The 14683-nt window shown below is 32.7% G+C and carries 13 protein-coding genes; 3 read left to right on the top strand and 10 right to left on the bottom strand.

What is annotated here, in order from left to right:
• Window positions 1–7 precede the first annotated feature (7 nt).
• Window positions 8–895: a phosphoadenosine phosphosulfate reductase domain-containing protein gene (locus tag AC0VXV_RS16405; RefSeq protein ID WP_475529269.1), complete on the top strand. Its 888-nt coding sequence runs from the start codon at window positions 8–10 to the stop codon at window positions 893–895.
• 83 nt (window positions 896–978) lie between these two features.
• On the opposite strand, the gene AC0VXV_RS16410 is transcribed toward AC0VXV_RS16405, so the two are convergent.
• The 10 genes from AC0VXV_RS16410 to AC0VXV_RS16455 all read right to left on the bottom strand — a co-directional run bounded on the left by AC0VXV_RS16410 (window position 979) and on the right by AC0VXV_RS16455 (window position 12688).
• Window positions 979–1383, bottom strand: coding sequence for a hypothetical protein (locus AC0VXV_RS16410; RefSeq protein WP_475529271.1), 405 nt, complete (start codon window positions 1381–1383; stop codon window positions 979–981).
• 154 nt (window positions 1384–1537) lie between these two features.
• A complete protein-coding gene (locus tag AC0VXV_RS16415; RefSeq protein WP_475529272.1) occupies window positions 1538–4873 on the bottom strand; it encodes a hypothetical protein in 3336 nt (1111 codons plus the stop codon).
• The gene (locus AC0VXV_RS16420) at window positions 4870–5736 is read right to left on the bottom strand and encodes a DUF4007 family protein (RefSeq protein ID WP_475529274.1); all 867 of its coding nucleotides are present in this window, start codon (window positions 5734–5736) and stop codon (window positions 4870–4872) included. Before AC0VXV_RS16420 ends, AC0VXV_RS16415 begins: the two co-directional genes overlap by 4 nt.
• A 188-nt stretch (window positions 5737–5924) precedes the next feature.
• A complete protein-coding gene (locus AC0VXV_RS16425; RefSeq protein ID WP_475529276.1) occupies window positions 5925–7166 on the bottom strand; it encodes a replication-relaxation family protein in 1242 nt (413 codons plus the stop codon).
• Between the two features lie 261 nt (window positions 7167–7427).
• Window positions 7428–8849 carry an FtsZ/tubulin family protein gene (locus AC0VXV_RS16430; RefSeq protein ID WP_475529278.1) on the bottom strand — a complete coding sequence of 474 codons (1422 nt, stop codon included), beginning with the start codon at window positions 8847–8849 and terminating at the stop codon, window positions 7428–7430.
• The gene (locus tag AC0VXV_RS16435; RefSeq protein WP_475529279.1) at window positions 8842–9237 is read right to left on the bottom strand and encodes a hypothetical protein; all 396 of its coding nucleotides are present in this window, start codon (window positions 9235–9237) and stop codon (window positions 8842–8844) included. The genes AC0VXV_RS16430 and AC0VXV_RS16435 overlap by 8 nt, the downstream gene beginning before the upstream one ends.
• Before the next feature lie 594 nt (window positions 9238–9831).
• A complete protein-coding gene (locus AC0VXV_RS16440) occupies window positions 9832–11340 on the bottom strand; it encodes a YfjI family protein (protein WP_475529281.1) in 1509 nt (502 codons plus the stop codon).
• 13 nt (window positions 11341–11353) lie between these two features.
• A complete protein-coding gene (locus AC0VXV_RS16445; protein ID WP_475529282.1) occupies window positions 11354–12181 on the bottom strand; it encodes a bifunctional DNA primase/polymerase in 828 nt (275 codons plus the stop codon).
• Between the two features lie 20 nt (window positions 12182–12201).
• The gene (locus tag AC0VXV_RS16450) at window positions 12202–12462 is read right to left on the bottom strand and encodes a helix-turn-helix domain-containing protein (protein ID WP_475529283.1); all 261 of its coding nucleotides are present in this window, start codon (window positions 12460–12462) and stop codon (window positions 12202–12204) included.
• On the bottom strand, window positions 12452–12688 hold the full coding sequence (locus AC0VXV_RS16455; protein WP_475529284.1) for a helix-turn-helix domain-containing protein: 237 nt from the start codon (window positions 12686–12688) through the stop codon (window positions 12452–12454). Before AC0VXV_RS16455 ends, AC0VXV_RS16450 begins: the two co-directional genes overlap by 11 nt.
• Before the next feature lie 219 nt (window positions 12689–12907).
• Here AC0VXV_RS16455 and AC0VXV_RS16460 point away from each other — a divergent pair, with 219 nt between their 5' ends.
• A complete protein-coding gene (locus AC0VXV_RS16460) occupies window positions 12908–13321 on the top strand; it encodes a helix-turn-helix domain-containing protein (RefSeq protein ID WP_475529285.1) in 414 nt (137 codons plus the stop codon).
• A gap of 51 nt (window positions 13322–13372) precedes the next feature.
• Window positions 13373–14521, top strand: coding sequence for a tyrosine-type recombinase/integrase (locus AC0VXV_RS16465; protein ID WP_475529287.1), 1149 nt, complete (start codon window positions 13373–13375; stop codon window positions 14519–14521).
• Window positions 14522–14683: the final 162 nt, after the last annotated feature.

Here is a 14683-nt window from a genome sequence, read left to right on the forward strand (position 1 = left end):
AATTTATATGAATATCAATAAAGCCAAAACAAAAAAAACCGGTAGCGGTACGAATGCCTTAGGAATTTTAAACGCTGGTCAGATAGAAAATAATCATGGTCGTAAACCTATTCACGTAGCAATGTTCAGCGGAGGCGCGTCTTCCGCTTACGTTGCTTATCATATTGTGCAAAAATATGGAAAAGAAAATTGTGTCCTATTTTTCACTGATACACTTTGGGAAGATATCGATAACTACCGATTCATGGATGAGGTTGCTGAATATATCGGTCTTGAAATTACAACGCGCATCGACGGTCGTACACCTGAAGAAGTGTTTCATGATGTACGTTTCTTAGGGAACTCGCGCATGGCGAAATGCTCTGAGGAACTTAAAGTACGCCAAACGCTCATCTATTTAGAAGAGCTGCGAGATGAGCATAATTTAGAGCCAATTCTTTATTTCGGAATAGGTCCACACGAATCTCATCGTGCAATCAACTTACAAAACTTCTATGAACACAATCCGATTGAGCCAATTGCAACACGTTTTCCGATGATCGAAACGTTCACAGAAGACTTAGACACAAAAAAAATCATACGTGACGAATGGAAAATTGCCCTACCTCGTATGTATGGCTTCGGCTTCAGCCATGCTAACTGTGCTGGTCGCTGCGTTCGTGGAGGTTTAGGCCACTACGCCCTACTCTACAAAGTATGGCCAGATCAATACGCCGAACAAGAAGCTATGGAAGAACGATTCCGTGAAAAATTCGATAAAGACGTTTCTATTTTGAAACGTAACAGTAAAGCATTCACCCTACGAGAATATCGTGAAATGATGGATCGCGATGGGCTTGAAAAGTACTTGAGTGAGAAGGATGATACAATTCCTTGTGTTTGTTCGTATTCATAATTTAAATTTAAGAAGCCACCTATTTTAACTTAAAAATAGGTGGCTTTTAAAGTATTATCTTACCCTAAATTATACTATAGGTTTCAAAAGCTTTTAGCATACTTTCCTACTTTGACAAAACATTTTCCTTTAGATAAATAAGCAACATTAGCACGATATATTGGTTCACCAGTTGTTTTATTAATAAATGTATCTGTCGTGTATGGATTATAATAAATTACTTCCCAATCTTTTAAATCTACATAGTTATCTCCTTCATACGTTCCTGAAACAAAAGCATGGATATTTTTCCATTTCTCACGTATCACTCTTTCACGCCCTCCTTTTTGTACATACATTCTTATGTTTGAAAGAATTATGTCTGTTCCATATGCAATTACGCGACGAGTTTTTACATCTCTAATTGAAAAATTATTTTTACGAAGGTTTCTATATACTTGAATACGCTGTCCTTTTTCTAGTTTGTTACCATCAATGATTTTAATCATATAGTCCCTCTTTCATTGGTAATGTTGTTTAACCACTTGTTATAAACATTTCCAATGAAAGCGAAAAAATTACAATAAATAATTGATCAATCAGCAAAACAAATTAAGTATCTAGAATAAACGGTATTGCTAAATACAGCACCTTTTATTCTTTCTAAGAATTAATTTTAATTTCTTGTAAAATCTTATACAAAATATATTTCACTTCATCCGGATTCATTGTCTTTCCACCCGCTTGTACAATACGCTGTAATTGGTTATAAATCGTCCTCCCTTTCACCGATAAATCGACTTCTTGGATCGTCATAAGCACTTGATCGGCATCCATTAGACGAATCTCATTGCTAGTAGAAGAAGCCTTTAAATACTGCGATAAAGTTGCGAAATACGAATCATAAGTTACATCCGACCATTCTTCTAATCGAATACCGACAACCTTTAAAATCACTGCATCGATGTCTGCTGAAGACTCAAATAATTCAACGATTTCTTTTAACTGCGGTGAATTCTGAATAGCGTTTTGTTGCACCAATGAAATTTCATAAACTGTCTGCGCATTAAATAAATCTAATGTCTCTAAATGAATTTGATTTTTAAAGCCTTCTACATACCCTTCCAATTCAGCTTTAATATCCGCTAAATCAATCTCATTTAGCCCCATTGCTAATACCCTTTCACTCGCTGCTAATGGATCTGTTTCACTTGCACGTATAATTTCCTTGAACTCCTGAATTTTCCCACTATGCTTGCCAGTAATTTGAGTGAATCGAGGCAAGTTCAACAACCATTTATTAAGCATTTGGAACAACATATTAGGATGAATCGGGTTGTTATCATTGAAGAATTGATAATTAATTGTTTGCAGTAGCTGCTGTTGTTCTTCTGATAACTGATAGATTTCATACTCATAGAAATGTACTTCTTGCTCTAACACTTCATAAAGCATTTCAGCTGTTACTTGTGTGATGCTTAAATCATGCGAGTAAAATGCCATCTGATGCCACTTATCACGAATTAACGCAACAACTAACAGCGGTACAATTGGCTCACGAATACCGAACGGCTCAAATAGTGCAACCGAGAACAAACTATAAATCGAATTACGATCAGCCGATTCTATATGCTTTACTAAACACTCACGTAAAAGCTTTAGCTCCGGCGTTTGCTGCTGATCTAAATTAGTAAAATTAAATCTTAAATTTTTAAATGTCGTTGCTGCTATTAAATAATCCGGGCCATTCCCTGTAATATTAAATTCGCCTGAAAAGTTCGGATGCATAATCTGATTTAACAGGTACATTGCAGCTTTACGCTGTATTTTCATTGCATTACGTTTATTAAAGTTTTCATTTCGTATCTCTGGTGTACTTGGGAAACGCTTCATCATCCAATGATCCATATATGCAGAAAAAGCTGCTGGACTCGTCAACGAAACCTCTTCACTGTTAATATAGAAGTTGACAACTGCCGAACTAAATTCTTTTAACGGCTGTAGCAACTTTTGAATACGGAATCCAACCGTATCAAGGCGAATCATAATTTCCTGCTCTAAATTTTCGTGCTCATTTAAAAGCTCTGGCATTTTCAACATCGTTTTTAACAGGACATATTTATTCGTATCTTCTACTAATTCCTGTATCTTCAGCTCCGCTACAGCGAAAAGTATGTCGTTACCTTCATACGCTTGAGCAAACTTCTTCATCTCTTTCGCTTCTTTAGCATTTCTAGCTAAAATGTATAAAAGCGTTCCATCACCTGCTGAAGCTAGTTCCATTTCTTTCTGTGCAAAGACAAATTCCGTCTGAATGTAGCGTGTCATACTTTTAATCGTGTTATAGCCTAACGGTAAATGGTACTTGTCACCATAAATTTCTTGAATGCTTTCAATTCTCTTCTCGTCATTTAACAACACTTGTCCTTCAACACGTTTATAAAGCTCCTCAAACACAACAATTGCGCCTTCATACAGTTCATATGAATCTGTGAATGGATTAAAACGCAGTAACTTAACTGCTTTTAGCTCTTTAATAACAGCCTTCGCAACTGCTTCCTCAATCCCTAACGCAAATTGAATGAAATCATCTGTTAACTTGAAACGATTGTTTATTAAATTTAACAACGTCGCCAATTTCACTAAACGTATTGCTTCGTCTGTTACTTTATAATTTACAGCTAAACGATAGTATTTCATCGAATCAAGCGTTAATAACGACGATTTATCCGGATAAAAGTAGTCAAACAGTTGATCGGCATAATATCCTGACTCTAAATAGTCTTTCACCTTAAAGTTGTTTAAGAATAAATAAAGCGTTCGATCATTTTGGCCAAGTAAATTCGACATACTCGGAAGCATTTGAATTGCCAATGGATGGATTGGATGACAACCTTCTAAAATTAGACCGTTGATTTCTTCTGCTGACATATTGGGGAATAGCTCATAGCGTAAAATCGGATATCTTAAACGTTCCAATTCTTCTGCTAAAAAAATATCCGTTTGCTGCTTTAAATTTTTCTTCAATAACTTGTGAGCTGCACGGTAAAAAATCGACGAATCGCTTTCTAATCGATGCTCGAAGAAACGCTTTTCAACACGTTCTAATTCACCCTTCGTAAACGCTGTATTTTCATTCGCATATTGTTGAAGACCTGTATGCGTAATCATCAGTACAAACGCATTTGGTTTACGGTTTACAAGCTCCGCTAAATCTTGAATTTGCTGCATTGTCTCATAAATTTTGCTGTTCGCTACTGTTTGTAAAAAACGACCGAACTCATCAAACACGATAAAGACGCCTATATTTTGCTTATCTAACACATCAAACACATACTCAAGCTGCTCAGAGAAATTCATCTTCGTTGGGTTATGATAAGACATTCCAAAAGCAATTTCAGAATAGACATTTTTAAATAAATGAATCGCTTGTTCTTCGCCCTCTGCTAATGACTTTCTAAAAGTCGAAATATCAATATCATAACTCGCTAAAGCATTCGCTAAATTTGAAAGCATTTCAGGGTGCTGTTCTTCCCAAAGTTCTAGTAAGTTTTCTATGTAAGACACATCATTTTTTAACGTAAATGAAATCTCTTTCTCTGTTAGACTTTTTTGGATACTATTTAAAATAATCTGCTCGAAATTGCCGCTTCGTCCCGTTATTGTTATAGGAATCCACGTCTTTTTGTTTCGAACAAGTGCCGTTCTCATGCTATCTTCTAAGTCCTGGTCTACTTTGAAAACACTTTTAAAAAACTGATTATAAGTTTTTTTATCAATACTTGTATTCGTTATCATCGTTGTAATCATCGCACCTACTAATGATTTACCTGCACCATATGGTCCAACTAGCAAATGAGCATGCTGTTCACTATTGAGTGTATCATTTAACACACGATCCATAATTTCTAGTTGATTTATGTTCGGTACAAAGCTCTCAAACAGCTCGACTTTACCAATATCGTACATAATATTAATGCTTGGCTGGAAACTCATCATGTTAATACCTCATTTTCATACACTTGTCGTAATGCATCTAACCAATGCATATCTTGCTCTAAACGGACGACATCTAAACGGTTCGTTCTAGTAAACTTAATTGGATATTTTTGCTGAATTTCATCTATGTAATTGATGATTGCATCACGGTTTAAATTAAACACGCGTCCCCATAATTCCTCAGCATTTTGTAAGTCCGTTAGACTAACTTCGGTGACTGAATGCTTAGCAAAATATTTAAGCAATGTCACATATAATACACCTGTATTTTGCTTAAAATTCAAGCTCGCCTTCAGATAATTCGTCCCTGTTGTCTCCTGGATTAACTCAAGCACTTCAAACGGACTTTTAATTACATCTTCAGGTGTTTGATTTCGGTACTCCTTTAGCGCGTAGAGCTGCATTAAACAATCAATATCTCTCTTAATCGTCGTTGCCGAAACAGGTCTCGAATAATTTTCAAGCGTCCATTTTGTTAGCTGCTCTACTAACATCATTTTGTTAAATACACGCTCATTAAATACGTTGAAAAACCAATACCACGCAGTCGCAACTTCCTCTTCCGTAACTAATAAATAATGTAACAAACTAAGCGTTTGTTTACTTTTTATGTATGGATCAAACTGCATAACTACTTCAGCTAACTCCGTTAATACAACTTCGGTTTGTGTCCCACGTACATCCTCAACAAGCTGCATCGCAGTTAACCAATAGCGAATCGATTTCGCCATATTTTTTCCGACACCTAATATTTCAAAATGATCCTCTCTATAGAAAAAGCGACCGTCTTCTCTAATTTCACGTAATCCTTTATTTATCCATTGTTGCCTTAAATAAAATGTTTGATGTTGCCCGAATGCCATAATAGTACTCCTTATCTGCCTAATCATTATAGTTACATTTTACCTCATCGGTAAATATATGTAATGCATTTATTGCTAAATTTTTACTCAAACGCTACTAAAAGTGCATTAAAAGTATTATGTTTTACTATACTACTTAATTAAAACATAAAAAAGCGCGTACCTTTCAGATACACGCTCTTCTAAAGTTATGAATTACAACAACATTCCACCAGGTTAAAAATATAATCTAGTTCATATTTCAATCCATAATCTATTTCTGTATTCCTCCAATTCAACCTCCAATTCTCTTTTTTATATGGAGTAATAATTATTGGAAAGAGATTTGGTTTGCTATAATTCGTAAAACAATCAAAATTATATTTCCATTCACGTTTAAATAATAGTATTTGTCGATAAAAATCACTTGTTAAATAAGGGTATTCTGCTGCAAAAAATACTTGCTTATTATTTTCACTTACAGCGATAATAGAACAGGTTTCAAAAACCTTAACCTTTGTTAAAGGCTCTTCTAATAAAGGAATAATTTTCGGTTTATATGATTCATTCCAATATTCATTTATATCTTTTTTTTGTGTCAGTGTTAAATGGTCTATAGCATTTGATAAATCACTAATTTTCACATATAACAACTCAATTAAAGGCCATTTTAACGATTCTGTTTTAATATTCATCCCTTCAAGAAATGCCTTCATAATCGTTTCCCAGCGTCTACTCACTCCATGCTTTGAATTTTTGTCATCATATACGAAAATGATTTTAGTAATTGGTGTTGTTACATTTTCTTTCACCGTATAATCTAAAAAGTTTTTATAGTTTTCAAACTTAGCGACTAATTGGTTATAAGATTCTGTGGAGCGATCAATCTCTAATGTATAGATTTTATCTTCAACCATAATTTCCACATCCGGCTTTAACATTCGTTCTTCATTTTTATAAATATATTTTTCTGTGGCATCTAGCGTCAACCGAAATGGGTATGAAGGCAAATCAGATTCTTTCCCAAATAACGAAATAATTGATTGCAAAATTAAATGATGATGCGAGTACTGTCTTACTGGTGGTTTGTATGTATCGTATTCGTATTCTTTTAATTCATCAAAATTAATATTTTTAGAAGCGTAATGCTGCCACATCGTTCCTGCTTGAAGTGTATTAATATTAAGAAGCTTATAAACCAATTCCAAGCCAGCTGCTGATAGGTAATACATTGATCCTACATCTTTACCTTCAAGCTTTTTTGAGGTTACAACCCCTGCCTCTTTTAATCTTACTAACTGATTTGTTATCTGCTTTTTCTGTTGTTGTGTATAATATAAACTTTCATTAAAATACTGCGTTAAAACAATAGCATTTGCACCTCTACAAAAGTACAAAATCTTACACAGTTTTTCACGTATTTTAGATGCTTGTAAATAAGAAACTTCCACTTATAAAATCCTCTCTTTGATGCTGGTTCTACCTATTTAGTTAGGGTAATTAAATATAGGAGCAAACCCTTAGTATGAAAGGGATTGGAGGTGAGTTACCAGGTGAGCCTGAGTCTCACGAGCTCACTCACCCCATGATTAGTATTTTGACTACTAAAATTCCGAACAAGAATATGCTAGCAGTCTCATCAACTGGCTCAGCATAAAACTCATGAGCAAGCTCATTAGATTACTCCAGAGCTTACTCATGAGACTGCTTAATTAAAACGTAAAATCAAAGTCATCTAAAGCTGCTAAAATATCAGCAGGTTGTTCTTTTTTTGTCTCAGTTGAATTTAAATCTTCTAGTCCTAAATTTGACAGTGCTTCACCACCAAATAAATCAACTTCATTTTCTTTAATTTCAGCAATGCTTGCACTCTTGAAAGTTACTTGCTTAATATTAGTTACGTATTCGTTATATTCTTCAACTAGCCCCCTAGCTAAACGTTGTGGTAAAGCATCTGCTTTATAAAATACATAAGCAGTTACTGTAGATTCATTCTTTTCTTGAACATAACCATTAAAAATCGTCCCTACAATCGGTACATTATTAAGTACATATTCAGACGCAGCATCCATATATGATCCATTTCCATAGTCCTTTTTGGAATCAATGGATGCCAATAACCCCAGATGATGTACTTTAAATAAACTTTGCTCTGAAACTAATTCAATGGGTGCATGCATACTACTCGTCATAACTGCTTTTTCAAATAACTTTTTAATATCATGCGCTGTCTCTACTACATCACTAGAAACCTCTTGTTTAGATAGAATTAAGCAGCCCTGATTTTCAGTCAATGCTCGTTTTAAGTCCTGGCTGTCCATCACAATACTAGTTCCACCTTGCATGGCTGCTGTATTAATTTCGTGAATGGTATTTGCGATTTCAAAATTAGAATAATCCCGATAATTATCAAAGGTAGCCTTTGTAGTCTGAGGTAAATTTTTAAAGTTATTATAGAAAAACTCGTTATCAGGAAACATCACGAAAGAAACGCCTTTAGTAGGATCATTTGCTAGTTTCCAAATCTTATCTGCGAATTTATTCACTTGGCGTAACACGTCCGGTCCTTCTTGTGCTAGCGGTAAACAAGCAATTACTCCGATTTTCACAAACTGTTCTTCTGCTGCTTTTAAGGCCTTTTTATTAATTTCCACTTCATGTTGCTTATAAAAGTCTTCTCCAACTGTTTCAATCATTTTCTTAAGTACTTGCTGAATTATCGGCTTATTATGTATCTCCTGGAAATCCTCTATTGCTTTAACAATCGTTGAAGTACCTGTGCCTCCACCTAATCCACATACAAAAATAACCAAATCATCTTTCACCCGCAATTTTTTAGAAATAAATTCATGCATCTTAGCTTTTACTTGCTCGTTTTTCGCTAATATCTTTTCTGCTTTTTCGGGATTCTTCCCTAATCCACCTAAATCAAAACTGATACGGTTATTAGGATCAATAAATTTTAACTCATTAAAATCTCCAGTATTTGAATTTAACGCTAAACAATTGTATGTTTGTTCTCCTTCTGCTGTTTGATATTTAGCAAAAACATCAACGATACGTGCTCCAGCTTGCCCAAAGCCCACTACTGTCATATTAAGTGCTGGTTTATTAGTAATAAATGATTTAGTCATTACGTTTGTCCCCCATCTTTTCTTTAATTACTTGAGCCACTTGTAAACCTCTAGCTGTTAACTTCAAATACTTATAAGGCCATTCCACTTCTACATGAATCAATGAAGCATGAACCAATCGATCAACAATTTTCTCAGCTGCTTTACGGTCAATTAATGTATTCGTACTTTTAAAGCTAACTAGTTTCTTCTGACTATTTTTAATGGCTACTCTTCTTTCATCATAGATATTTTCAGTTATATGTTTTATCGAAACATGCTTTTGCTTCTGTTGACACTGCCCTATGAAAAATAATATTTTTACATTCAGCATGTCTTTCTGAAGCAATTCTGCGAATAAATCGCAAATATCTGAAGGAAAATAAATGGTGTTAATTGATTTATCCATTTTTTAATTTCTCCTAAGTTTGTATTTATGTGGTCACTACAAGTAGTTATTTCTTGTAGTGACCACTTTGTATAAACAAATGTAAAGCTCGCTTAATCATTGGTGAAACAATGTTTAAGCGTAGTAACAATTAATAGTTACTACAATAAATTCAATCTAATTTTTTTATCAGCATTATTAGTAATTGATTTAAGCATAATCAACTTGTGATTAGGAATTTATACTGTAGAAAACATTTTTTATAAAATATCTCACTAATCTCACTAATCTACTACAAAGCCCTGTGTATCACGCTTTTCGCAAGTGTAGGACACCTCACTAGTCATTCACTAACTCCACTAAAACAATATTTCTAATTAGCTTAAACATATTTAACTCAAGCAGTTAATTCAGCAAAATTAGTAACTTAAAAAAGATATATTCAGAACCCCACATTTTTTCGTAATCATTTGACAAAAGTTAGTGAACTTAGTGAGGTTTAGTGAATCTAGACTTCACTAAGAAGAGAACAGTGATACCAAGGGTTTCAGTCATTTTAGTGAGTTTAGTGATGATTTTCTGGTTATTCCAAAAAAATCTCTTCACATTTGTTAATTAGCAATTCTTAGTTAAATCGGGATGAAGATAAATCATTTCCTTTCGCCCCCTCGATGTATCCTTTTCTAATTTCAAATAATTCATCTCTTCTAAAGAATTTAAAATTTCTCGAAGCACTTTAGATTTCTTTAATTTCCCTGAAACGTCTTGCCAAAGTTTTTGATATGGGACTTCTGAACAATTCCCGTACTTATTTTTTATTTTTTGTAATACATAATGCGTGTCATTAGAAATATGCGTATCTTCTAAAATTCCAAATGCCAATTCTGCGTTGGCTATGATATAATTCCTTAAGATACTAGCTCGTTCAACTACTTCAATAGCAATTTCAGTTGGCATATTATTTAGATTTGTGAGATGATCCATAATATGCAGTAGGCCCATTATGCGAGCTAGATTTCCATCAAATTTTCCAATCCATTGTTTGTACGTTTCGCTTTTATTTTCCTCTAAATGTATCTTTTCGTTAATTAAACGAATATTATTAAATTGTTTTTGTGATTCCTTAGAAAAACTCAGTTCAATTTTGTGACCCTTTAAGCAAAACTCAAGTAATTTTTTCAAATGTCTTGAATATGTTTCTTTGTACACTAAATTAACTGTTGGACTTTCTGGAACTCTATAACCAGCTAAACTTTTGGGATAACAGTAAATAAATCGTTGCATCAGACCACGACTTAAGACACTACTTGGTAATTCTTCAATTACTTTTGGTTGTGTAAATAATCCTACAGTTAATACTGCTGTATCTATATTTATATTACGATTATTTCCCATTCTTTTTACGTTTATAGGTTCATTACTATAGCCTTTTAAGACAAAATCATAATTTTGACTATTTGAGTACCTTCCATTAATAATCCCAAGAAATTCTGAACCTTCACTGCTTAAAATCGCTAATGCCCCTCCGTTATTCTCCATTTCCTCAGCCATCTTTTCTACAGTAATATCAGATGCGATTAAATCAATTACTTTTGTTTTCGTTTGTTCAAATTTTTCTAGTTCTAGATATAAGTTAGTTAATTTCCTTTGGCATTCTTCTTTATCTGTATTGCAAAGTTCTGTTATTTTTAAATTTTCTAATTCCTGTATTTCCTTTTTTAATATTTTCTCCTGTGCCTTTTCATTTAAAATTTTACTTAGATTTTCTTTATTAATTTCTTCTAATGATATTATTAAGGGTTTAATAAGCTCTTTATATACGGGTGTTTTTCTCTCCGATGGTCCCGCAACTATCAATACGAATAAATTCAAATATTCTTCCCAATCAGCTTTAGGTTTTATTGAAAATTTATTAGTCACAGCAGTAGACAAGACTGAAAAAAAATACATTGCAACTGCATCAACAGCAACTTGGATAGAAACCGAGACAGATTGAATATAATTTCTGATATCATTTGGAAATATTTCTAATGGAAAGGTAGGGATTTTTATTTCAGATAAATCTATAATCGGTTCCCATTCTTGTAGATCTGGATTAACTAATTTTCTTTTTATTTCTTCCAAATTAATAGTCCTATTACTCATACTTAAAACCACTCTTTTTTCCAATACTTAAAATTATGTTTTCAAGTTCTTTACCATCTAATGGAGGGCTATTATTCTTATTCCACTGTTCCATTATCCAAACCAATATTGAAAGATCAATCTTCTTGTAGAATAAATAACCGGCTAGAGAAGTTGCGGCATTATTTCTTCCACCTTCAGTAATTCCCTTTAGTATGTTTATCCATTTATCACTATTTTTAATAGCTGACCTTTTCACTTCCCTATTATTTAAACCTGCTTTTTCAAGTAACCAATTAGGCATTTTTGAAATTTGTATATCCTTTATATGGTGTGATTTCACCCAGCTATAACTTCTACCACAATTATGAATACTAGGTGCTGCTACAATATAACCTCTATTATTTCTTATATCTAACCCTGGTAAGAAAGCAGCACTATTTTTCAAAGAAGGCTCATAATCAAAAAAAATATGACATCCTCCTGAACCGGTATTTTGTATGGGTGTAACCGGTAACTTTCCATTTAAAAATTCTAATTCAGTTAATGTTATTCTTCCATCAATCAAAGGTTTTATATCAATATCAAGAACTGTAATATTACTGATTTCTCCACACGCAATTCCTATATTTGCATCCGGCCATCTTGTCCACCACTCATATATCTGCTGATAATCTTTAGTTGCCCCATTAACTCCCTGTGCATTTCTTGGATGCTTTGCAGGTCTTTCACACTTTGGATCGTTACAGCTACAACCACAGGCATTCATTGAATGTACGGGTAATACTGCAAAATTAAATTTCTGTGCATAAGTTAATGCACTCTCTAAATTTCTACTCATAAACCTTGCCCTCGCTAATTTTAAAAACTATTATTCACTAAAAATCTATCTAGTTCTTTTTTTGAGACCCTTGTAGTACCATCTAATTTAAAAAACTTCAATCCCTCGTATTGATACTTTAATAAAGTATTTTTAGAGACATTAACATACGCAGCTGCTTCAGGAATGGATAGCCACTCTTTTCCATCATCTATACCTTGGAAAGAACTAAAAGCATCATAGATAGCATTTGTAACTGTAACCTGAATCTTTTTTTCTAAATCGTCTAATTCAATTTTCATTTTCTTCAACCTTTTTAATAATAATTTCAAATAGATCTTTCAATTGCATATTTAATCCTTTAGCTACTTTTACTGCTGTAGTATTTGATACCATGTTATTTTTATGTAACATATTATGTAGTGTTGTTGAGCTTAAACTACACTTTATTGCTAGTTGTTCTTGATTCAATCCGTATTCGGACATGTATCTTAGTAAGACATCAATTTTAATTTTATAAGATATCATATTTATCACCTCCTATTATTTTGTGTATTGTTCTTCACAAACATAATACATCATTTTTAATCATTTTTAATCATTTTTAATTTTTTATAAGTAATTTTGTATTTTTTGAGTTTATATTAATCATTTTTAATTATTTTTATCCATTTTTAATTTTATTTAATTTTTATTAATTGTTTTTAATTTTTATTTAGATTAAAATCAAAGTGAAGGAGATTATTTATGTCAAAATCATTAAGCGAAATAATAAAGGAATATAGAATTTCTAAGGGATTGAGCACTAGAGATTTAAAAGAATTAACAGGAGTTTCTCAATCTTATTTTTCTAGAATCGAGTTGCAAGGGTTAATACCTTCCCCGAAAATTCTTAAGAAAATGGCTACTCATTTAGATTTAGATTACAATCAGTTGTTACGTTCTGCGGGATATTCAGTTGATACTAGTGAATTTGAAATAGTTTATGATGTAGATGATTCTATTGAAACTGTAAGCAAAGATCAGAAGCCATCTCATATTATTGACTTAGAAGATATACTATTAAATAATTCGTATAAAATCAGGCTGAATCAGCAAGAATTAACTGCTATAGAAAAAGAAAAACTTTTAGCTATTGTTGAAATCCTTATAAATAATTAATTAAACTACTTTATCTTGTCCTCGCAAACAAGAAAAGAGGAAAACATTAATATGGCTTCGATTAGTAAATATACTAAAGACAACAAACAATTTTATAGGGTGCAAGTTTATCTTGGCATCAATCCTTATACAGGTTTACCTGTAAAAACAACACGTTCGGGTTTTAAAACTATTAAAGCGGCTGAATTAGAGGTAGCTAAATTAAAATTAGCATTCGAGAGAGGAGATTTATTTTCCAAACAAGTAAATGTAAATTCAACTTTTGAAGAGATATATTTTGAATGGATTGAAGCTTATGAAAAAACAGTAGAACCGAGTACCTTCTATAAGACAAAGAAGCTGTTTGAAAATCATATACTACCAAATCTAGGGAAATATAGAATGAAACAAATTACCATTAATCAAGTTCAAAAAATAGTGAATGAATGGGCTGACAATTTGGTTCATTATAAACAGTTAAGGTCTTATTCTTCACAAATCTTTAAGTATGCGATCGTATTAGAGGTTTTAGAAAAAAATCCTATGGAACATGTTAAATTACCTAAAAAAAAGAAAACTCAGCCTTCTAATAATTATTATACAAAAGAAGAATTAAACATATTTCTAGAATCTTTAAATGGTAGCTCTGTTAAAGAACAAGCATTCTTTTATTTAATTGCCAATACAGGAGTTCGAGTTGGAGAGGCTGTTGCTTTATATTGGGAAGATGTGGATTTTGAAAAGTCAACATTAAGTATTTCAAAAGCAATAGGAAGATCGGATGCATTATATATGAAAAGTACAAAAACAGGGGATAATCGTCGCATTAATTTGGACCCTGATACAATTGAGAAACTCAAAAACTGGAAAACACAATATATTAAATTGTATGGTCGGATTCAATCAAATAAAGGATTCTCAAAACAATTAATGTTTCCAAATGCTAAAGGTACCTGGCATCAACCTAGTACACCTAACGTCTGGTTAAAAAAAATCCAGAATAAATTTAACTTAAAAAAAATCTCAGTTCATGGATTTCGACATACTCATTGCACATTATTATTTGAATCTGGAGCAACGTTAAAAGCGGTTCAAGATCGCTTAGGTCACTCTGATGCAACAACGACATTAAATATTTATACACATGTTACTAAGAAAGCAAAAGATGATTTAATTTTAAACTATGTTTCTTACATGAAATCTAATGAATTAGATCAATAATTGTTAAAAAATTTAATGCCATTCTAAATGCCATCTTTTGAATATCATTGGACTATTTTGAAAAAAACAAAAAACCAAAACCCTTGTTCTATAAGGGTTTTGGTCTATTTTGAACCATATTGATTCATTTTTATGGAGACGGTGGGAGTCGAACCAACCGTC

The organism is Solibacillus sp. iso_87, from assembly GCF_056173085.1.